The organism is Acinetobacter sp. Q85-2 (assembly GCF_013420555.1).
Lineage (GTDB): Bacteria > Pseudomonadota > Gammaproteobacteria > Pseudomonadales > Moraxellaceae > Acinetobacter > Acinetobacter indicus.
The window spans coordinates 105506-126301 of the sequence record NZ_VOXW01000006.1; the positions used below are offsets into that span (position 1 = coordinate 105506).

14 protein-coding genes and 2 pseudogenes are annotated in these 20796 nt (G+C 45.8%); 5 read left to right on the forward strand and 11 right to left on the reverse strand.

From position 1 onward, the window contains the following. Positions 1-71 precede the first annotated feature (71 nt). The 8 genes from FTT68_RS04950 to FTT68_RS04985 form a co-directional block, all read right to left on the reverse strand. Positions 72-1598 (reverse strand): fumarate hydratase, encoded by a 1527-nt coding sequence (locus FTT68_RS04950; RefSeq protein WP_005180157.1) that lies wholly within the window; start codon positions 1596-1598, stop codon positions 72-74. A 488-nt stretch (positions 1599-2086) separates the two neighbouring features. Beyond that, positions 2087-2464 carry a surface-adhesin E family protein gene (locus FTT68_RS04955; protein ID WP_143217961.1) on the reverse strand — a complete coding sequence of 126 codons (378 nt, stop codon included), beginning with the start codon at positions 2462-2464 and terminating at the stop codon, positions 2087-2089. Positions 2465-2478: 14 nt separating this feature from the next. Further along, positions 2479-3345 carry a hypothetical protein gene (locus FTT68_RS04960; RefSeq protein WP_163145419.1) on the reverse strand — a complete coding sequence of 289 codons (867 nt, stop codon included), beginning with the start codon at positions 3343-3345 and terminating at the stop codon, positions 2479-2481. A 5-nt stretch (positions 3346-3350) separates the two neighbouring features. Then, on the reverse strand, positions 3351-3824 hold the full coding sequence (locus tag FTT68_RS04965) for a hypothetical protein (RefSeq protein ID WP_075167434.1): 474 nt from the start codon (positions 3822-3824) through the stop codon (positions 3351-3353). A 197-nt stretch (positions 3825-4021) separates the two neighbouring features. Beyond that, positions 4022-6160, reverse strand: coding sequence for a phosphate acetyltransferase (gene pta, locus FTT68_RS04970; protein ID WP_168396421.1), 2139 nt, complete (start codon positions 6158-6160; stop codon positions 4022-4024). A gap of 50 nt (positions 6161-6210) precedes the next feature. Then, positions 6211-7431 carry an acetate/propionate family kinase gene (locus tag FTT68_RS04975; RefSeq protein ID WP_180006602.1) on the reverse strand — a complete coding sequence of 407 codons (1221 nt, stop codon included), beginning with the start codon at positions 7429-7431 and terminating at the stop codon, positions 6211-6213. Between the two features lie 314 nt (positions 7432-7745). Beyond that, a complete protein-coding gene (locus FTT68_RS04980) occupies positions 7746-8150 on the reverse strand; it encodes a hypothetical protein (RefSeq protein ID WP_005180148.1) in 405 nt (134 codons plus the stop codon). Positions 8151-8265: 115 nt separating this feature from the next. After that, a complete protein-coding gene (locus tag FTT68_RS04985) occupies positions 8266-9531 on the reverse strand; it encodes a glutamate-5-semialdehyde dehydrogenase (RefSeq protein ID WP_016658571.1) in 1266 nt (421 codons plus the stop codon). Positions 9532-9838: 307 nt separating this feature from the next. Here FTT68_RS04985 and FTT68_RS04990 point away from each other — a divergent pair, with 307 nt between their 5' ends. Beyond that, a complete protein-coding gene (locus FTT68_RS04990) occupies positions 9839-11161 on the forward strand; it encodes an alpha/beta fold hydrolase (RefSeq protein WP_075174638.1) in 1323 nt (440 codons plus the stop codon). A 74-nt stretch (positions 11162-11235) separates the two neighbouring features. Here FTT68_RS04990 and FTT68_RS04995 read toward each other — a convergent pair whose 3' ends face one another. Next, entirely contained in the window at positions 11236-12090 is an 855-nt protein-coding gene (locus FTT68_RS04995) for a class I SAM-dependent methyltransferase (protein WP_180057101.1), read from the reverse strand. A gap of 94 nt (positions 12091-12184) precedes the next feature. Continuing rightward, the gene (gene nagZ, locus FTT68_RS05000) at positions 12185-13207 is read right to left on the reverse strand and encodes a beta-N-acetylhexosaminidase (RefSeq protein WP_180048545.1); all 1023 of its coding nucleotides are present in this window, start codon (positions 13205-13207) and stop codon (positions 12185-12187) included. A gap of 195 nt (positions 13208-13402) precedes the next feature. On the opposite strand from nagZ, the gene FTT68_RS05005 reads away from it, so the two are divergent. Together FTT68_RS05005 and FTT68_RS05010 are read left to right on the forward strand one after the other, a co-directional pair. Further along, the gene (locus tag FTT68_RS05005) at positions 13403-15595 is read left to right on the forward strand and encodes a carboxy terminal-processing peptidase (protein WP_168414295.1); all 2193 of its coding nucleotides are present in this window, start codon (positions 13403-13405) and stop codon (positions 15593-15595) included. A gap of 278 nt (positions 15596-15873) precedes the next feature. Further along, the gene (locus tag FTT68_RS05010; protein WP_180175230.1) at positions 15874-17958 is read left to right on the forward strand and encodes a bifunctional diguanylate cyclase/phosphodiesterase; all 2085 of its coding nucleotides are present in this window, start codon (positions 15874-15876) and stop codon (positions 17956-17958) included. A gap of 103 nt (positions 17959-18061) precedes the next feature. Here the strand turns inward: FTT68_RS05010 and FTT68_RS05015 are convergent. Next, positions 18062-18583: pseudogene (locus FTT68_RS05015) on the reverse strand (TonB-dependent receptor domain-containing protein); the annotation flags it as partial. Here FTT68_RS05015 and FTT68_RS05020 point away from each other — a divergent pair. Beyond that, positions 18581-19024, forward strand: a pseudogene (locus tag FTT68_RS05020) (Fic family protein); the annotation flags it as partial. The pseudogenes FTT68_RS05015 and FTT68_RS05020 overlap by 3 nt on opposite strands. A 158-nt stretch (positions 19025-19182) precedes the next feature. Beyond that, positions 19183-20772, forward strand: a complete 1590-nt coding sequence (locus tag FTT68_RS05025) for a peptide chain release factor 3 (protein ID WP_104505411.1) — start codon at positions 19183-19185, stop codon at positions 20770-20772. Positions 20773-20796: the final 24 nt, after the last annotated feature.

Below are 20796 nucleotides of genomic sequence, written 5' to 3' on the forward strand. Positions count from 1 at the left end.
AATGCTTGAATCGAGAAATAAAAAAAAGCACCCAGATTTGGGTGCTTTTTTAATCGCTTCAACAGCATTCATTAGCCAGCAGCGGCATCAACCACTGGAATCTTGCCAATTTTAGCTTGCCAGATTTTTGGTGCAGTCGCGTGTACAGAAGTACCGTTTACGTCAACTGCGACAGATACAGGCATGTCTTTTACTACAAACTTGTAGATCGCTTCCATACCCAAGTCTTCAAAAGCAACTACTTCAGCTTCGCGGATTGCTTTAGATACCAGGTACGCAGCACCACCGACAGCCATCAGGTAAGTTGCTTTGTTGTCTTTAATCGCCTCAATGGCAGCAGGACCACGGTCTGCTTTACCAATCATACCATAAAGACCAGTCGCTTCTAACACCTGACGAGTGAACTTGTCCATACGAGTCGCTGTTGTTGGACCTGCAGGACCAACCACTTCATCACCCACTGGATCAACAGGACCTACGTAGTAGATGAACTTGCCTTTTAAATCAACCGGTAATTCTTCACCATTGTTGAGCATGTCAACCATACGTTTGTGTGCAGCATCACGGCCGGTATAGATGGTACCGTTTAGCAGCAGTGTATCGCCTGGTTGCCAAGAGTTCATTTCTTCTTGGGTGATGTTGTCGAGGTCAACACGTTTAGACGAAGATGAGTCCCAAGTAACTTCAGGATAATCTTCAAGACGTGGTGCCTGAATATGGGCAACGCCTGAACCATCTAAAGTGAAGTGTGCGTGACGCGTTGCAGCACAGTTTGGAATCATACCGACTGGTTTGCCCGCAGCGTGACAAGGGTAATCTTTAATCTTGATGTCAAGTACAGTGGTTAAACCGCCCAGACCTTGTGCACCAATACCCAGCGCGTTTACTTTTTCGAAGATTTCAATACGAAGTTCTTCAAGTTTATTTTGTGGACCACGACGAAGCAGTTCGTCCATGTTGATCTCTTCCATGAGTGCTTCTTTGGCAAGCATCATGGCTTTTTCAGCAGTACCACCGATCCCGATACCAAGCATACCTGGTGGACACCAGCCTGCACCCATGGTTGGAACAGTTTTCAGTACCCAATCTACGATAGAGTCAGATGGGTTGAGCATTGCCAGTTTAGATTTGTTTTCTGAACCGCCACCTTTGGCTGCAACAGTAATGTCGACTTTGTTACCTGGAACCAGTTTGTGGTAAATCACCGCAGGGGTGTTGTCTTTGGTGTTCTTACGACCAAATGCAGGGTCAGCAAGTACAGATGCACGCAGGACGTTCGAATTTTCTAAGTAACCTTGGCGTACACCTTCGTTAATTGCGTCGTCTAAGCTCATTGTTAAATCAAATTTAACATCCATGCCCACTTCAACGAATACGTTGACGATACCGGTATCTTGACAGATTGGGCGGTGACCCTCTGCACACATACGAGAGTTAATTAAGATTTGTGCAATCGCATCTTTTGCAGCTTTGTTTTCTTCACGGTCATACGCACGGCTCATCGCTTGGATGAAATCTTGTGGGTGATAGTAAGAAATGAACTGAAGCGCATCTTTAACCGATGTGATCAAGTCATCTTGCTTGATAATAGTTGTCATATCAAAATTCTCTTGAGCGGGCTGATAGCTAGCGGGCTAAATTATAAGACAAAATGACGGCATTGTGGGCGTTTTAGAAGCGGATTGGCCGAAAGTTTATAGTGGTGCTTTTACGCGGGATTTTGGGTGATTTTTACTGTATTTGGCGGGCGGTTTTGTCATATTTGAGCTGAAATTAATGTCATATTACAGCTTAAGTTTAGATGAAATTTCATTAAGTTGTTGAATTTTAATTATTTAATAAAATTTAAATATTTCGGTTTTGTCATATAACTGTCATAAAACTTTCGCATAATTGTCACATCCAAAAATGAGACCTTAAAGATGACAACAGGTATTTTGATGGTTGCGGGCTTTTGTGTATATATCGCTGCAACTTGGATGTATGGCCAAAAAGAAGATCAAGCTTAAGCTTTATCTTCTTTTTTTATGTCTTTAGTATTGATCATAAAAATAATCGAATATTTAAAATCACAAAAAATTAATTTTTAAGATTTAATTTCATTTTCACAAATATATTCAATCATGCCGGAATCGTTTTTCTCCAGTTTAAAGCTTTCTGGATTGGCCATTTCCCAAACCATGCTGCCATTTTGGTAACGGCTTAAGCGTGAAATGTATTCACGGTTTGAAGCGCAGTCCAAAATGAAATCTGAGCGTAATTCATTATATTTGAGTGTACCTTCTGTTTTGCTGCTGTTAAATTTTTGTGCCACAACGACATGGTGATATTGCCCTTGTTTCTTAATGCTATCTAAATCAATTTGGAAGGTGATTCCATTATTTCTCAGCATAGTTTTAAAGTTTTCTGCGTATACACTTTGGATCGTAATGATACTCATGAGTATAAGAAGTATTTTTTTCATTTTTTATTTTCATCCTAATTTAAAAAGACTTTTTTGATAAAATTTTCTGTTTGTATTTTATTTTGACGGTAGTCTGAAATACCTTTGGCAGAAAAAATTGCATAATCACATCTGACGATCGGTGCAACATTTGGCTTTGTAGGGTTGGTTTTGCAGTTAATCGGTGAGACAGCTTGATCGACTCGATATTCATGGTCAAAATTGACTTGAAGATATATTTCACCATTATCTTTATAGATTTGGACTGAACCAAATTGATGCCCAAGTTTTTGTGCTAATTGTTCAGCTTTGAGCTTCGACTTAAATTCAATACGATCATAATATCCGAAGGTGGATTTCAAAAGGTTTTGATCCAGTACGCCAACGGAGCTATAGACATTAGGAACCTCAATTTTTGAGAGTGCAAAACTTTGCTGATGCTGGTCGACGTTAATACCTTCAAAATTAATCTGATAGGCTGAACCCATATCTTTGACATGCGTTTTTAAGGTGACTTCACTGCATGAGTTGGAGACAGAAGAAGGCTGTCTTCGATCTTCAGCAAAAGTACTGTTACAAATACGCAGCTTTGTCGTGGTATCAGAGAGTGATCTTAAAGATGAATAATAACGTTTCCAAATATGATCAAAATATTGACTACGCGCTAAACTAGAAAAGTAGTTTTGGTTTGACACCAATCCCTTAAAACGTGTGGTTTCATTGACACTACTTTTTGGCACAATAATACTAAAACGATTTTTTGCGCCATTTAATGGGTCACTTTTGGTAGATTGACCTGAATAGCTTAAAACTTTTTGATAAAGATTATTTTGTTCGCCTGTCACTTGGCAGCCTGTGAGTAACAACAGACTTGATGTGATGATTAAAATTTTCTTATTCATGATCATTACTCAAATACATAACTGACATCGACAGATAAAATTGGCGTTAAGCTTTGAATAATGCGTTGATTTTGATGATCAAAATAGACTTTCCAAGGATTGGCAATATTTTGACATTCAAATAAACCATAATATTTTTGTAAGTTTGGTGTATCTAAAATTTCTGCCCCACGATATGGATATAAAGATTTAGGATGTTGTTCAATTTGAACGAGTTGTCCCAAGTCCTTTTCACAATATTGTTGAGCGCGTTCATACATCACCACACCAGCTTTGTATGAAACATTATTCAATGTAATTTGACGTGGACTTTTAAATTTATCGTGAAAATACTCTTGAACTGTTGGATATTGAACAAAAATGTTTTCATTTAGGTCGCTCGACGAATTCCATTTGTCAATGGCTTTGGTGAGCCAGCCAGCTTGAGTAAAGGTGCTGGTCAAGGTGAAACAGCCAAGTAGCATGAGTTGACGAATCATGTCTTATTTCCTCTAAAAAATGAGCTAGAAATTATTTTATTTTTAAAGTTTTAGCTAAAAATTACTTTATATATCAATGAGTCGTATACATAAAATAACGAATCTAAAAGATACAGTAAACATAGTTCAGATACAAATAGACCATTCAATTTTTACATCATTGAATGGTCTGATTTGAATATCAGGCAGATATTTGCTTAGCTCGACTGCTGTTCAGCCTGAATTGCAGTTAGAGCAATGGTAAACACAATATCATCGACCAATGCACCGCGTGACAGGTCATTCACTGGCTTGTTCAAACCTTGCAACATTGGGCCAACGCTCACCACATTGGCAGAACGTTGTACTGCTTTATAAGTGGTATTACCCGTGTTCAGGTCAGGGAAAATAAACACATTGGCACGACCAGCCACCTGAGAGTTTGGCGCTTTAGAGCGACCAACACTTTCAACCGATGCAGCATCGTATTGCAGCGGGCCATCAATCAGCAGGTCTGGACGGCGCTGTCTGGCAATTTCAGTCGCTTGCGCTACTTTTTCTACATCGGCACCGGCACCTGAAGTTCCGGTTGAGTAAGAGATCATGGCAATACGCGGGTCAATACCAAAGGCTTTGGCCGAGTCAGCAGATTGAATGGCAATTTCAGCCAGTTGTTCTGCATCCGGGTCCGGGTTAATCGCACAGTCACCATACACATAAACTTCATCTGGCAGCAGCATAAAGAATACTGAAGATACCAGTGAATATTCAGGTGCAGTTTTAATCAGCTGGAAGGCCGGACGTACGGTATTGGCCGTGGTATGTACTGCACCTGAAACTAAGCCATCAACCTGATCCAGTGCCAGCATCATGGTACCTAAAACCACCGTATCCTGAAGCTGTTCGCGTGCCTGTAATTCGTTAAGTTTGCCTTTACGCAGCTCAACCATTTTCTCGACATAGTTTTCGCGAATCAGATCCGGATCAATAATTTCTAAGTCATGCGGCAATTCAATACCACGGGCTTTGGCCACTTCAACTACGGCTTCAGGTTTGGCCAGCAAGATACAGTGCGCAATACCACGCGATTGGCAGATGGCCGCAGCCTGAACTGTACGTGGCTCATCACCCTCAGGTAAAACAATGCGTTTTTTCGCTGCAATTGATTTTTGTACCAGCTCATGACGGAAGGCAGAAGGCGATAAACGTGGGCTATGCGCACCGCTAATCAACGAGTTTAACCATTCCGGATCAATATGGCTGGACACAAAACGGGTCACCTGTTCGGCACGTTCAATATCATCGACCGGAATTTCGTTACCGAAAGTCGAGAGCTGTTGCGCAGTTTCAAAGGTGGTTAAAGGGGTATGTAATACTGGCAAACCTTGCTTGATGGCAGTTTGACAGAAATTTAAGGCCTGTTCATTCGGTTGATGCTGCTCGGTTAAGACTAAGCCTGCTAAAGGAATACCGTTGCTGTTTGCCAGACTGCTGGCCAGTAGTACATCGGTACGGTCAGCTGCGGTAATAATCAGTTCACCGGCCACGAATTTGTGCAGTTCATGCTCGATATTCGAAGTAATCAGGCTGCTATGTAACACACGACGTGTATTGGCTTCGCCCTCATGAATCCACTGGGCAGAAATATGCGCTGCTAGATCAGACAGGCGCGGCACGCTCAGGGTATTACTAAATGGTACCAAACCAATCACTGGCAGTTTTTCTGTGCCAATGTAGCTATAAGTTTGCTGAATGCTGGCCACAAACTTGCTGGTATCTGACAGTAAACGCAGGTTTGGATCAATCGTCACAGGAATTTGCGCAGAATCTTCTGGCAAACCTTTGGTACGCATAAACAGCACACCGCGTAAACGGTTCGATTCTGCACCACCGAAGTTACGAATCTGGTGTTCAATTCGTTCAGCAGAGCGAAGCGGATTGTTGATGTCGGCACCGCTGACAATCACTACCTGTGCATCTAGGGCTTGAGCCAGCAGGGCATTCAGGTCATCTGCGAAGCTGTCACGGAAATTCGGTAACAGGCCTTCGACAATAATCAGGTCATGCTGTTTGGCCACTTGGCGGTGTAAGCGAACCGCTTCTTCCAGCAATTCATCTTGCTGGTCATGGCTTAGTTGATGCACCACCTGTGCATAAGGAATGGGTTGAACCGTTTTGGTTTTAGAGACATGCTCAAACAGCGCTGTCGTCCGTTCGTTTTCAGGCTGTAATTCTTGAGAGAAAGGTTTGACGAAACCGGGTTTAATGCCCTGGCATTCCAAAGCATACACCAGACCTAAACATGCAGATGTTAGACCAACACCTTCTCCAGTCGGGACAAGTAGAATTGTTTTCATAAGGTATTATTCAAATCAGCCAAAAGTAAACAGGGTAAAACTGCGATTGCTTAAGCAATCGCAGTTTCTAATTCAGACTTTTTTGCCGGAGTTGCTCCCAACTCAGACTCCACCACCGCGCTGGTTTCTTTGGCGATACGGCCTTCTTCATCGGTTGGAACCACCCAGATTTGTGGACCAGTACCGTTATCGATACGACCTTCGGTGCCACGTTTCAGGCTGTCATTCTTCTCTTTGCTAAAGTTAAAGCCGAAGTGTGGTAAGTAAGACAGAGTTTTTTCACGGATATAAGCCGAGTTTTCACCAATACCACCTGTGAAGAACAGGCCATCTAGACGCGGTAAGCCACAGCTTAATGCTGCTAAAGATTTCGCTAAACGGTAGCAGAATACTTCAATCGCCAGAGCTGCATCTTCATTGCCTTGTTCAGAGGCTTCAATCAGGGTGCGCATATCGTTAGAGAGGCCAGATAAACCGAGTAGACCGCTTTGGCTGTTCAGCATCTTGTCAATTTTGTAGATATCCCAACCCAGGTTGCTGGCCAGGAAAGTGTGTAAAGATGGATCAACATCACCACTACGGGTACCCATCACCAGACCTTCAAGTGGGGTGAGGCCCATAGAGGTATCTACACTTTCACCGTTCCAGATCGCACAGGTCGAGCTACCATTGCCGAGGTGCGCTGTTAACCAGCCACCTTGTTTCAGGCTGCCGGCCAGTTCTGAACCGCGTTCAGAAACATAGGCATGGCTGGTGCCGTGGAAGCCGTAACGACGTACGTTATGATCGGTGTACAGGAATTTAGGCAGGGCATAACGGTAAGCATGTGCCGGCATGGTTTGATGGAAAGCTGTGTCGAATACTGCGACTTGTGGCAAATCTGGGAATAAACGTTTAGTCGCTTCGATCCCGATCAGGTGAGCCGGATTGTGTAAAGGCGCAAGTGGAGTTGCTTCGCGAATTTTTTCAATAATTTCGTCAGTAATCAGTTCAGCTTTGGTCAGACTGCCGCCATGTACCACGCGGTGACCAATGGCATCCGGCTTGTAGTTCGCCAAACGCTCTAAACCTACTTCTAATGCTTTTTTATGATCTGCAAAAGGAATATGAATATCGACGGGTTCATTGCCGACAGTCACACCTTTAATACGGGCATTTTCTGTGCCTAAGTTCTCAGCTAAGCCGTGAATACGGAAATTCTGTTCTTCAAGCAATAGGGCAAACTTGATTGAAGAAGAGCCACAATTAATAACTAATACTGATTTAGACACGTTGTTTTACCCGAATTCTAATTGAAATATTTGTATCCCGTATTGATCTGCACCTGTTCCAACACGGTGCAATCTTGATCAATAACTAATTTTTATCATGGGATGGGTATCGCTTCTAGATAGACTTTAGGAGATTAGACTTAAGCACTATCGACCCTTTCGGAAATAATAACTAAAATTTATCGGTTGATAGATTTCATTTATTAATAAAATAGTAGTCATGTCCAGTCGCGTTGTTCTTCTGTTTACCATAACACGCCTTGAATCAAAGCATCTGACAGAACTGTTTGAAAATATTTCTTATTCCTTCATATTTAAGGTTTCTGATACTTCATTTCCGACCAGCGCACAATCACATAGGCAAATAGCGCCACCATAAAAAATACCAGCATCATCCAGGCCAAGCCTTGCAGGGTTTCAATTAAGGTGCGGTAAATTTCCAGAAACCAGCGTTCCTGCGTCAGTTCAATAATAATTTTCTGGTCGTTTTCGCTATAGGTGAGTGGGGTAATGTATTTTTCCATGTCATAAATCCGGATTCCGGAGGATGTTCCAACCACCATGCCGGCAAATTTGGTATATCTGGCCCAGGCTTCATGAATCGGATCATGAATAATACGTGCCAGAATACGGTTAATGGAACTGGAAAAAATACGCATCACCACAAATGACACCAGCAGTGCCAGAACAAATGTGGTCACAATTAAATAATAGAACATTGTCCACCTCTTATTCTCATTCTTAAGACAGTGTACGGTGGAATAGACGGGGAAAACAGCAGAAAAATGTTCAGCCTCCGCAAAGGCTGAACATTCATATCTTTAGAAAAGTGAGTTATTGGCGAATCTGGCCATCTCCAAACACCACCCATTTTTGCGAGGTCAGACCTTCCAGACCGACCGGACCGCGGGTGTGGATTTTATCGGTAGAAATACCAATTTCCGCCCCTAAACCATATTCAAAGCCATCGGCAAAGCGGGTAGAGGCGTTAATCATCACTGAACTGGAATCAACACGGGCCAGGAACTGACGTGCCAGACTGAAGTTTTCAGTAATAATGGCATCGGTATGATGCGAGCCATATTTATTGATATGGGTAATCGCTTCATCCAGACCCGATACCACTTTAATGGCCAGAACCGGACCAAGATATTCAGTATACCAGTCGTCTTCGGTAGCCGTTTGAACGCTGTCGCCTAAAATACGCTGGGTTTCGGCGCAGCCACGGAGCTCGACCTGTTTTTCTGCATACAGCTCGGCAATACGCGGTAAAAACTCATCTGCAATGGCTTCATCCACCAACAAGGTTTCCATGGCATTACAGACGCCATAACGATGGGTTTTGGCATTCAGGGCAATCGGTAGGGCTTTTTGCAAGTCGGCCTGTGCTTCGACAAAGACATGACAGTTACCATCCAGATGTTTAATTACCGGAATACGGGCTTCATTGGTGATGCGCTCGATTAAGCCTTTACCGCCACGTGGCACAATCACATCGACATATTCCGACATGGTAATTAACTGGCCTACAGCAGCACGATCTGGGGTATTGATGACCTGTACCGCCGTTTCTGGCAAGCCTGCAGTTTTCAGACCGTGCTGAATGGCTTCGGCAATGGCTTTATTCGATTCCAGCGCTTCTGAACCGCCACGTAAAATAATGGCATTGCCTGATTTTAGCGCCAGCGAAGCTGCTTCTAAGGTCACGTTCGGACGTGATTCATAAATCATGCCGACCACGCCCAAAGGTACTCGCATTTTGCCAATCTGGATGCCCGACGGACGATAGGCCATATCGGTAATTTCACCAATTGGGTCAAGCAGGCCAATTACATCTTTCAGGCCCTGTAACATGCCTTTAAAGCGCGGGGGAGTCAGTTCTAAGCGATCAAGCAAGGCGCTATCCAGATTGTTGTTGCGACCTTTGGTCATATCAACCTGGTTGGCAGCTAAAATTGCTGTTTCACTGTTTTCAAGTGCAGTGTAAATAGCAGATAAAGCATGGTTTTTTGTTTGGGTAGAAGCACTTGCCAGAACTGCGGAAGCTTGGCGCGCTTGTTGTCCTACCGTTTGCATATATTGTTCAATAGACTCGTGCATAGCGGTTTGATCACTTAGAAATTTCTCCTCGATATTAACAGTCTAGGTCGGGACAATGAAGCAGTTTGATGGAATTTTCCGCAGGAAAGCCGGAAAAGCGCTAAACATTTTGAAATTGTTTCCTGTTTAAAAGCAGACAAGTGGTTGCAGAAGAGGTTGCGTGTCAAAACGACACCTGTATAGAATGAAACACGATGGACATTGAAGTCATACAAATAACAATGAAAGAGCAGGATGCGATTTTTGCTCAATTTTAGAAATCATCTCTTGCACAATAAAAATAAGCGCGAGAATGGAGGAAAGGAATATGAATTCCATTATCCAAATGGACTCGGAAGTCGGGCAGTCAAGTGCTCACTTTGGTTTTTTTGATCTTTACGATAAGCACAGTTTCAAACAGCCAGCGCGTACAACCTGGATTGACGGTTGGAAGATTGAATACATGGCGATTGCTCGCCCAGACACCTTGCACATGACGCCGATGGTGATTATCGGGGGCGCTTTTCAGAATTTTAACTCCTATAAATACTGTGTTGAACAACTGTTTGATGCCGGCCCGATTATCCTGATTGATTTACCTTCCATGGGCGCCAACCAGCAAATCAGCAATATTGATAGCGGCGTATCTGCCGGTACGCTGGAGCTGGAAGATCTGGCAGCCATGCTCGGTCGCTGGCTGGATATCGTTGGCTTGAGTCAGGTCGCGGTATTGGGCATGTCCCTCGGTTCTGTGGTGGCATCCTGCCTGGCACATCAGCGTCCGGAACTGATAGACCGCATGATTCTGATGGGTGTCATGCAAAAGACCCGGAAAAGCTGGCGTATGCTGCTGGAAGAATCGCTGCATTTAATGAAAGAGCAGCGCATGGATGAGTTTGGTCAGGCGGTAATTTTATATCTGGTCAATCATGCCAAGCTGGAAGCGACCCGCATGTCGCCAACCGCCAAGCGGCTGTTCTTCCGGCAGATGGCCGAGTTCACCGCCACCGAACAGGAACGCTATGATATCAATTGTAATCGTCTGCTGCGCCTGACTCACGTTCCTATTCCGCAGTGCAAGGTGCTGGTGGCCTGTGGTCAGTATGACAGTTTTACCTTGCCACATGAAAATGCCAATTTTGCCTTGCAATGTCCGGACATGGAATTTGCCATGATTGCCAATGCCGACCATGTGCCGCAGTTGCAGCGCCGTAAAGAAACCATGCGCCTGTTTGCCACCTTCTTAAGAGATGAACCGATTCAGTCGCTAGAAGGTATTATCCCCATGACCCGTGCCCAGCTCTTGACCATGGAGCGCCGCGGAGAAGAACGCATTGCTGTACAACAGCCATTTAGTCAGTTAACGCACCGTCATTCCGATTTAAGCTTTGCCACGGAAATTGTCGATCTGAACTTTTTTGGCGTATTGCTACGTTTTGAAGACGGACAGGCAGAACGGGCTGCGCAGTATGAGCGTGATTTGGCCCTGACACTCCAAGATGAAGAGGGTAGTTTCCAGATTGAGTGCCTGATTTTTGAAGTGCAGGATCAGCAGATTCGCGCTTTATTAAAACATGGCAGCTTTGATATTGCCGAGCGTTTGCTGCGTTATATCCAGCGTCAAAAAGGTTGTCTGGCAGCAATTGCCTAAATTGAGGTGTCTAAAAATAAAACAGCGCAAAGGCGCTGTTTTTTTTATGGGCTGATGAGGCTCAGAACTCTCTTTTAGGCACTGGACTGTTTATGGCAGGCGTGCAGCACCCAGACAATATCACCCAAATGTTCTTCAGGGGCGGGCAGGTCCGGAGTGTGGAAATAGTGCTGCGGCTGCAGAATATCGACCCGCTCAAAACCGCTGGCTTTAGCAAAGTCACGGACTTCACCCGGACTTTGAAAATGAAAACTAAAGGCGCTGCGAGACATGACTTTCAGTAATTTACTGCTGGTCCACATAAAGCTGGCCAGTTTGTTTTTCACCGGTTCAGGATAAATATCACTCAAGTAATGCAGTTCCTGAAAATGTTGTCCATATTGATAAATCCCATGCAGCAGTTTGCTGAGCATCGGCTTGTCGAAATAATTGATTAAGCCTTCACTAATAATTACCAGCGGTTGCTGCGGGTCAAAATGCTGAAAAATCTGGGCAAATTCTTCACTGAAAATATCGGCACTCAAGACTTCCGGTGCCTGCTGGTCCAGTTGTTGCAAGGCGGCGGTTTTCACCTTGGCCATATCCGGTAAATCCAGCTCGCGGTAATTCAGTTCCGGATATTTCTGGCGGAAATTCCAGCTCCGTGGGGACAGGCCGCAGGCAATTTCCAGCACCTGGGTACGAGGATTGCGGGCAATCAGCTCGGTCAGTTGCTGGTCAATAATGGTGTGGCGTTCTTTCAGGGTGGTGCGCATACTGCCACCGACATATTTTTCGGCCCAGCTTTCCAGCGGATGGACCAATTTGGCCAGAAACTTGCCTTTTGAAGTAGCAAATACCGGATGCGAGATGCCCATTTGAAACCAGATATAGCCGGTATAGTGGGCAGTAAAGGATATATGGCGATGTTCGGAAAGCGGTTGGCTCATGCAAGGTCCTCTATTCTTTTTATTTATTCGGGGTGGATTTATGTATTTGCATCATAAAGAAAAAGGAACAGCTTGTCCTGTTCCTTTGTCGGTATTACTGGCCGCTGTCTTTAAAGCGGACAATACGGTCGCGTACTGCTTGCCATTCCGGGCCGAGCTCGAGTACATCACCGATCTGAATTTCTGGAATCTGGCCACGCATACGGGCTAAACGGGCCTGATTTGGTAACGGTAAATCCTGAATGCCGTCCAGTGCCAGACAGGCGGCGGCACGGTCATTACAGACCAGTCCCATATCACAACCGGCGTTTAAGGCCGCTTGAATGCGGGCATCGGCACCACCTGCCACACAGGCGGCCTGCATGCTTAAATCATCCGAGAACAGCACGCCATCAAAATTCAGCTGTTGACGTAGCACGGTCTGAATCCAGTACGGAGAGAAACCGGCCGGGTTTGGATCGACCTGATCATAAATTACATGCGCAGGCATTAGGGCATCCAGTTGGGCTTGCAGCTGGATAAAGCTTTGCATATCTTTTTGCTGAATTTCTGCATAAGAACGTGAATCAATGGCAGCGGCCACATGCGAGTCGGCCTTGACCGAGCCATGACCGGGGAAATGCTTGCCGGTGGTGGCCATACCAGCGCGCTGCATACCACTTAAGAAGGCGCGTGCCAGCACAATAATATCGTCCATATTGCGGGCAAAACTGCGGTCGCCAATGACATCGCTGATGTCATTTAAATCCAGCACCGGGGCAAAACTGAAATCAATACCGACTGCTAATACTTCGGTGGCCATCAGCCAGCCGCACTGTTCGGCCAGCTCGACCGCCCGTTCCGGCTGCTGTTGATACAGCTCACCAAAACGGCCCATGGCCGGCAGTAGAGTAAAGCCCTGTTTTAAACGCTGTACCCGGCCGCCTTCCTGATCGACTGCAATTAAAATATCCGGACGTACCTGACGCATATGATCGGTCAGGGCGCGTACCTGCCGCGGTGATTCGATATTTCGACCAAATAAAATGACGCCACCGACTTGCGGAGCTTGTAAGAGTTGAATATCTTCTTGAGTAAGTGCTGTGCCAGCGATGTCGAGCATCAATGCGCCAATCATATCGGTTCCGGATTCAAATTTTTATCGAAAAACAATACCTGAATTCTGCAATGATTTGCTACATTTTGTCAGCACAGAATATGATAAAACTACACGACATAAACAGATTAAGTTGTTTAAGATTTTGAATCTGCTTGATTCGTCGCTAAGCAACCTTGTACTACTGGTCGAAAACCAAGGAAATACACATTATTTATGAAACTTCAAACGATAGCTTGTGCAGTTGCCGTGGCAACTGGGGGATTCTTCTTTAGTCACGCAATCAACGAAGCCATTGCTGCCAATAATACTGCTGCTGTTTCCAATACCATTGTTCCAACCCGGGAACAGGCCTTGGTGTCACGCCAGTTAGCGACCTTGGTTGACCGTCAGCATTACCTGAACCAGCGTTTAGACAGCAACACCTCCAATCGCATTTTTGATTTTTACATCGATAGTCTGGACCCGGAGCACACCTTGTTCCTGGCCAATGAAGTCGAACAGTACAAGAAAAAATATGGCGCCAATTTTGGAGCCGCCTTAAAAGCCGGTGATTTATCGGGCCCGTATCAGATTCATGCGCATTATCGTGAACGCATGCAGGCCTTTTATCAGTTTATGCTGGCCGAGCTGAAAAAACCGCAGAATTTAAAACAGCCGAATGTCACCATTGAGCTGGACCGTGAAAAAGCGCCGTTCTTTAAGACCCAGGCCGAGCAGCGTGCCCACTGGCAAAAAATGCTGGTGTCCCAGCTGATTAACCTGACCATCAGCAAAGAAGAAGAGCAGGCCAAACAAAAAGCCCTCAAGGAAAATCCAGAACTGGCCAATGGGCAAGATTTATCCGGCCCGGAAGATATGACGCCGGTGGAAACCCTGACCAAGCGTTATACCCGTCAGCTGGAACGCATGAGCCGCCTGAAAAGCGACGATGTGCTGGACAAAACCTTAAATGCGATGATGCTGACCTATGATCCGCACAGCAACTATTTCCCGCCTGTTGATGCAATGGAGCTGAACCGTCAGACCACCTTGCAGCTGGAAGGGATTGGGGTGTCGATTCGTCCGGATCGCAGCAATGAAGATTACACCAAGATTGAAACCATTGTTGAAGGCGGACCGGCGAGTAAATCTGGTCAGGTCAAATCTGGCGACCGGATTATTGGTGTCGGTCAGGATGGCGAGAAAATTGTGGATGTGATTGGCTGGCCAAGCAATGAAGTGGTCGGTCTGATTCGCGGTAAACGTGGCACCAAAGTGACCTTGCGTTTACTCGGTCCGGGTGCCTCGATGAGTCAGGCACGTACCGTGACGTTGGTACGTGACATTATTCAGGAAGAAGATGCCGGGGTGCGTAACCGAACCGTGCAAATTCAACGTGATGGCAAAACCTATACCTATGGCGTGATTGAAATTCCATCATTTTATCTGAACTATCGGGCGCGCCGTGCCGGGGTGGAATACCGTTCGGTATCGGAAGACACCAACAATGCCTTGAAAACGCTGGCTGCCAAAAATGTCGACGGGATTATTGTCGATTTACGCAATAACCCGGGCGGCTCACTTGAAGAGGTGGCACGTATGCTGGGTCAGGTGATTAAATCGGGTCCGGTAGTACAAATCCGTGATGGCAATGGCAACGTGAGCGTGTTTGAAGACAATGATGGCGGTGAACAGACCTATGCTGGCCCGCTAGCAGTCCTGATTAACCTGGCCTCGGCTTCTGCCAGTGAGATTTATTCAGCCGCGATTCAGGATTATGAGCGCGGTATTGTGATTGGTAGCACAACCACCGGTAAAGGGACAGCACAGGTGCAGCTGGATACCTTGGCCTATGGTCAGGCCACGCTCACCCAGCGTAAGTTCTACCGGATTACCGGCGGCAGTACCCAGAACAAAGGGGTGATTCCGGACATTAAACTGGTAGATATCTACAATGAAGAATTTGGTGAGCGTAAGGCCAAGAATGCGCTGAAGTGGGATACCATTGCCACCGCACCATTTAAACGTGAGGGCGTGGTGCAGTCTTATGTGCCGCAACTGGCCAAATCTTCGCAGACCCGGGTCAGTATTGATCCGCAGTTCAAGTATCTGACTGAGCGTAAAAATATTGCCAAACAGGCCGAAGAGCGCAAAACGGCGGTGCTGGATTTAGATCAGCGCCGTGCCGAACTGATTGAGCTGGAGCGTAAAACCTTAGCTGCTGAAAACATGCGTCGTCAGGCGACCGGTTTGGCGCCGTATCCAAACTGGGAAAGCTATCAGGCCTCACTGGAAGCGCAAGCCGAGTCACGGGCCAAAATGAAAGCCAACCAGCGTCCGCCGCTGCCGGAAGAAGAAGTCTTTGTGAGCGAAGCGGCCAATGTGTTACTGGATTATAGTCAGTTACAATCAGGCACAGCCAAATAAGACCTTGGATGTGAGAAAAAGGCCGGTAGATGTACTGGCCTTTTTTGATGCTTTTGAGTTGAATGACTTAAGAGGCAGATGAGCCGGTAAATCAAAGTGAGAATGACGGTTTTCAGGGCGGAAAAACCGCATTTAGGCTTGACCTCAATGCGATAGTATAAGATTCTAGTTTGAGTTTTAATTCCTTGTTTTATTGTTATCTTTTAAAGCGGCAAATTCATGAGTATTTAGCGTTGAGTATAGTAACAACAAAAAAATAACCTATACGGAAGCTTTTTATGGTTCATATTCATTATGACTTTAGCCTGGTGGTAGGTTCAATTGCGGTTGCAATTCTGGCCAGTTATCTGGCTATTTCAACCCAGCAGTTCCTGCTCGGGGGAATCCGCCAGAAATCTGAAAAAGCCATGCTCTTGCTCAGTGGCCTATGCCTTGGCGTTGCTATTTGGGGTATGCATTTTGTCGGGATGCTGGCTTGCCAGTTGCCGGCCAATTACGCATTTAATCTGCCGCTAACCATTTTTTCTGGCGTTATTGCCTTTATTGCTTCCACCTTTGCCATCTGGCTGACCACCAAACCCACCCTGCCTTTTGCCCGTCTGGTGATTGGGGCGGTGTTAATGGGACTCGGCATTTCCGGCATGCACTATACCGGTATGCTGGGCATGGTCGTAGAGAATCATCGGACCTATTATGATCCGCTACTGGTGGTGTTTTCGGTGCTCATTGCCATTAGTGGTTCCGGCCTGACCTTCTGGCTGGCGTTTCGCTTTAAAAATACCTTGCTCTACCATCGTCACTATAAGGTGATGATTGCCATTATGATGGCGCTGGCCATTGTCGGGATGCATTATACCGGCATGGCCTCGGTGTCTTACTATCCGATTGATACGGAACGTCTGGATGCGATTTATAAAACCGGCAATGGCATCTTGCTGTTTACCGTGATTTTTGTGACCAGTCTGGTGATGGTTGCCGCCTTTAGTGTGGCCGTGCTGGAGCAGCGTCTGGAAGAGCGTAACCGCCAGCTGTCGCTGGTTAACCGTGAGCTGGCCAATCAGGCGGTGCAGGACAATCTGACCAAATTACCCAACCGTTTATATCTGGCTGAATATGCGCATTTGCTGTTTAGCGCCCAGCGCATCAATCAGCAGAATGTCGCGTTTTTATATATTGATCTGGACCGTTTTAAGGCGGTGAATGATGTATTTGGCCATCATGTTGGTGATCAGTTGCTGATTCAGCTGACCACACGACTGCATCAGCAGCTGAAAGCACAGGAAAAATTATTAAGAATTGGCGGTGATGAATTCTTGCTGGTGCTGGAGCAGGCCACGGTTGAGGATGCGATTCAGGCGGCAGAAAATGTGCTGCACAGTGTACAGGAGAGTTTCCTGATTGCCGGCAAGAGTATTAATATTTCGGCCAGTATTGGTATTGCCATGTACCCGGAGCACGGCAACAACCTGCAAGATGTACTGATGAATGCCGATGCCGCCATGTTGACTTCAAAATATCAGGGTCGTAACACCTATTCGGTGTTTAATTACAGCATTGACCAGCAGGAAACCAAAAGCCAGACCAAGTTGCTAAATGATTTATATAAAGCTGTCGATGAACAGCAGTTTATTCTGTTTTACCAGCCCAAATTTACCACCAGCACCCAGCAGATTTGTGGCGTTGAAGCGTTAATTCGCTGGATGCATCCGGTGCATGGTCTGCTGACCCCGAATATGTTTATTAAAGGGGCGGAGAAGTCCGGTCTGATTATCCAGATGGGCTATTGGGCCCTCGAGCAGGCCTGCAAACAGATTCAGCAATGGGAACAGCAGGGACTGAACCTGTTTCCATTGGCAGTCAATCTGTCGGCGGTGCAGTTCGAGCATAAACATTTGTTTAGTACCTTGGAAACCTTATTCCGCCGTTATGCGATTGACCCGAGTCATCTCATGATTGAAATTACCGAAACCACTGCCATGCATCATGTGGAATCGAGTATTCGCAGTTTTAGGCGCTTAAGAGAAATGGGCGTGAAACTGGCGATTGATGATTTTGGCACGGGCCATTCCAGTTTCCTGTATTTAAAAGACCTGCCGGTGGATGAGCTGAAAATTGACCGCGCGTTTATTAAAGACCTGTATCGCGATTCCAAAGAAGAAATGATTCTGGAAAGTATTATCCAGCTGGCGACCAAACTGGGATTGACGGTTACCGCAGAAGGGGTGGAAACGCCATTACAGGCCGAAATTCTGGCGCGTTTAGGTTGTCAGCAATTACAAGGTTATTTGCTGTCGATGCCGGTTGAGGTCGAGCGTTTGGAAGACTTGCCGCAAGTACAAAATGAAATTATCGGGTCTGATTAAGGTACTGTTTTTAGATAGCCAGATGTTTAAAAAATCACGGTCGATGGTGCAAGAAAAAATGGTTTGAAAATGGATGCCAGATGACATCCATTTACCCCACATATTAAAAACGATAACGAAGTGCGAGCTGTGCATTCAGTGGATCGCCCATCATATTGGAATCGTTCCCTTCACCATGTCCTGAGACAAAATAATCACGATCAAACAGGTTGTTCAGATTCAGCGTTACATCATACTGCGCGGTCTGATAACCCAGCGCGGCATTGAAAACCGCATAGCCCGGCAAGACATTTTTATTGTCTGGTGCACTGAAGCGGGAGGATTCGGCCCGGCCACCCACCGCTGCAAACCAGTGCTCATCCAGTTGATACTTTAACCAGAGATTGGCGCTGTTTTTGGGTGTTAACGCGGCCTGTTTGCCGGCCAGACCGATGGTCGATTTTTCAATTTTTCCATCCATATAAGCATAACCCGCCAATAGTGATAATTGATCGCTGAGCTGACCGGTCAAGGACACTTCAACGCCTTGCGTGCTTTGTTCCCCAGCCAGCATCGCCAGCGGTGGATTACTGTCTGGAATTTTATTTTGGATATTGCTCTGGGTCATTTCAAACATGGCCAGGGTCGACTATGGCAAACATTGATTCTTAGCCGATGGAATCCAATCTTTGCCAATATTCCAGTTGAAAGCTTGATTTACCAAAATCAAAAAGCTTATTACGAAGCATTGCAAGCAAGTACAGGTCGTACTGATTCAGCCCCGTTTATAGAATTCATCTTACAGATGATTTTAGATGCCATTCTTAGTTCAACTGATACCGCTCAAGATAGCGATCATGTTACCGCTCAAGTTAACGTACAAGTGAGCGACCAAGTTCAGCGTTTACTTTCGGCAATGAAGCAAGAAGATTATACTTTAGCTGAATTGATGCAATTGGTTGGATTAACTCATCGAGCAACATTCCAAAGGAATTACTTAAATCCTGCAATAGAAGTTGGTCTGATTAAACGTACCATTCCTGATAAGCCGAAAAGTCCGAAGCAAAGATATAGATTAAAAAGATAACAATACTTTCAATTGTGGATAAATCAAGACATATCCGCAATCAGTAAAATCCTATTCAAATCTGCTACAATTACGCCAATTTTGAATTCCCACTTTTTCAGTTTTAGTACATATTTAGAAATGTGTACATAACTGTGTACATATTGTAGATTTTTCTCATGTTTAAAGATCAATTAGCTAGAGAGGTAAAGGCTCGTAGAACCTTTGCTATTATTTCCCACCCCGATGCCGGTAAAACCACCATGACAGAAAAACTGCTGTTATGGGGGCAGGCGATTCAGGTGGCGGGAATGGTGAAAAGCCGTAAATCGGATCGGGCGGCGACCTCGGACTGGATGGAAATGGAAAAAGAGCGTGGGATTTCGATTACCACCTCGGTCATGCAGTTCCCGTATAAAGACAAGATGATCAACCTGCTCGATACCCCGGGGCACGAAGACTTCTCGGAAGATACCTACCGGACCTTAACCGCAGTAGACTCGGCACTTATGGTGATTGACGGGGCCAAAGGTGTCGAAGACCGGACCATCAAACTGATGGAGGTGTGTCGTATGCGTGACACGCCAATTATCTCTTTCGTCAACAAAATGGACCGTGAAATCCGTGAGCCTTTAGAGCTGCTGGATGAAATTGAAAACGTCCTGAAAATTAAATGTGTACCAATTACCTGGCCGCTGGGCACCGGGCGTGATTTTGCCGGCGTGTTTAACCTGCTGGAAGAAAAGTTTTACGTTTATAAAGCTGGTTTTGGTTCAACCATTCCTGAAATTGAAGTGCGTAATGGCTATGACCATGCTGACCTGCGTGAAAAAGTCGGTGAACTGGCCTGGGCGGCATTTGAAGAATCTTTAGAACTGGTGCAAATGGCCAATGAACCGTTAGATCGTGCAGAGTTCCTGGCGGGTCGTCAAACCCCGGTACTGTTCGGAACCGCACTGGGTAACTTCGGTGTTGACCATGTCCTGAATGCTTTTAGCGACTATGCACCGCCGCCAAAAGCGCATCCGACTCAAGACCGTGTGGTCGAAGCGACTGAAGAAGGTTTCACTGGCTTTGTCTTTAAAATCCAAGCCAATATGGACCCTAAACACCGTGACCGGATTGCCTTTATGCGGATCTGTTCAGGCAAATATGAAAAGGGCCTGAAGATGAAGCATGTACGTATTGGTAAAGATGTGCGTATTTCTGATGCTTTAACCTTCCTGGCCGGTGACCGTCAGCATCTGGAAGAAGCATGGCCGGGCGATATTATTGGTCTGCACAACCACGGTACCATCCAGATTGGTGATACCTTCACCTCAGGTGAAAACCTGCAGTTTACCGGTATTCCGCACTTCGCACCGGAAATGTTCCGCCGTGTACGTTTAAAAGATCCGCTAAAATCGAAGCAGCTGCAAAAAGGCTTAAAAGAGCTGTCGGAAGAAGGTGCAACCCAGGTATTTATGCCGCAAAACAGCAATGACCTGATCGTGGGTGCGGTCGGTGTGCTGCAGTTTGAAGTGGTGGCCTATCGTCTGAAAGAAGAATACAAGGTCGATTGTATTTACGAGCCGGTCAGCATCAACACGGTACGCTGGGTCTCTTGTGAGGATGAGAAAAAATTCAACGAGTTCAAGAAAAAAGCCCATGACCAGTTATCGGTGGATGGTGGCGGTCACCTGACCTATCTAGCGCCAAGCCGGGTTAATTTGCAGTTGATGCAGGAGCGTTATCCGGACATCGTGTTCTGTAACACCCGCGAACACTAAATGGTCATCGCCGTTAAAACAGCT

Excerpts from the sequence above, each read along its gene's own strand:
- nagZ (WP_180048545.1), bottom strand. The coding sequence starts at position 13,207 with ATGATTGGCGCATTGATGCTCGACATCGCTGGCACAGCACTTACTCAA.
- FTT68_RS04990 (WP_075174638.1), top strand. The coding sequence starts at position 9,839 with ATGAATTCCATTATCCAAATGGACTCGGAAGTCGGGCAGTCAAGTGCT.
- FTT68_RS05010 (WP_180175230.1), top strand. The coding sequence starts at position 15,874 with ATGGTTCATATTCATTATGACTTTAGCCTGGTGGTAGGTTCAATTGCG.
- FTT68_RS04995 (WP_180057101.1), bottom strand. The coding sequence starts at position 12,090 with ATGAGCCAACCGCTTTCCGAACATCGCCATATATCCTTTACTGCCCAC.
- FTT68_RS04965 (WP_075167434.1), bottom strand. The coding sequence starts at position 3,824 with ATGATTCGTCAACTCATGCTACTTGGCTGTTTCACCTTGACCAGCACC.
- FTT68_RS04985 (WP_016658571.1), bottom strand. The coding sequence starts at position 9,531 with ATGCACGAGTCTATTGAACAATATATGCAAACGGTAGGACAACAAGCG.
- FTT68_RS04960 (WP_163145419.1), bottom strand. The coding sequence starts at position 3,345 with ATGAATAAGAAAATTTTAATCATCACATCAAGTCTGTTGTTACTCACA.
- pta (WP_168396421.1), bottom strand. The coding sequence starts at position 6,160 with ATGAAAACAATTCTACTTGTCCCGACTGGAGAAGGTGTTGGTCTAACA.
- FTT68_RS04955 (WP_143217961.1), bottom strand. The coding sequence starts at position 2,464 with ATGAAAAAAATACTTCTTATACTCATGAGTATCATTACGATCCAAAGT.
- FTT68_RS05005 (WP_168414295.1), top strand. The coding sequence starts at position 13,403 with ATGAAACTTCAAACGATAGCTTGTGCAGTTGCCGTGGCAACTGGGGGA.
- FTT68_RS04950 (WP_005180157.1), bottom strand. The coding sequence starts at position 1,598 with ATGACAACTATTATCAAGCAAGATGACTTGATCACATCGGTTAAAGAT.
- FTT68_RS05025 (WP_104505411.1), top strand. The coding sequence starts at position 19,183 with ATGTTTAAAGATCAATTAGCTAGAGAGGTAAAGGCTCGTAGAACCTTT.
- FTT68_RS04980 (WP_005180148.1), bottom strand. The coding sequence starts at position 8,150 with ATGTTCTATTATTTAATTGTGACCACATTTGTTCTGGCACTGCTGGTG.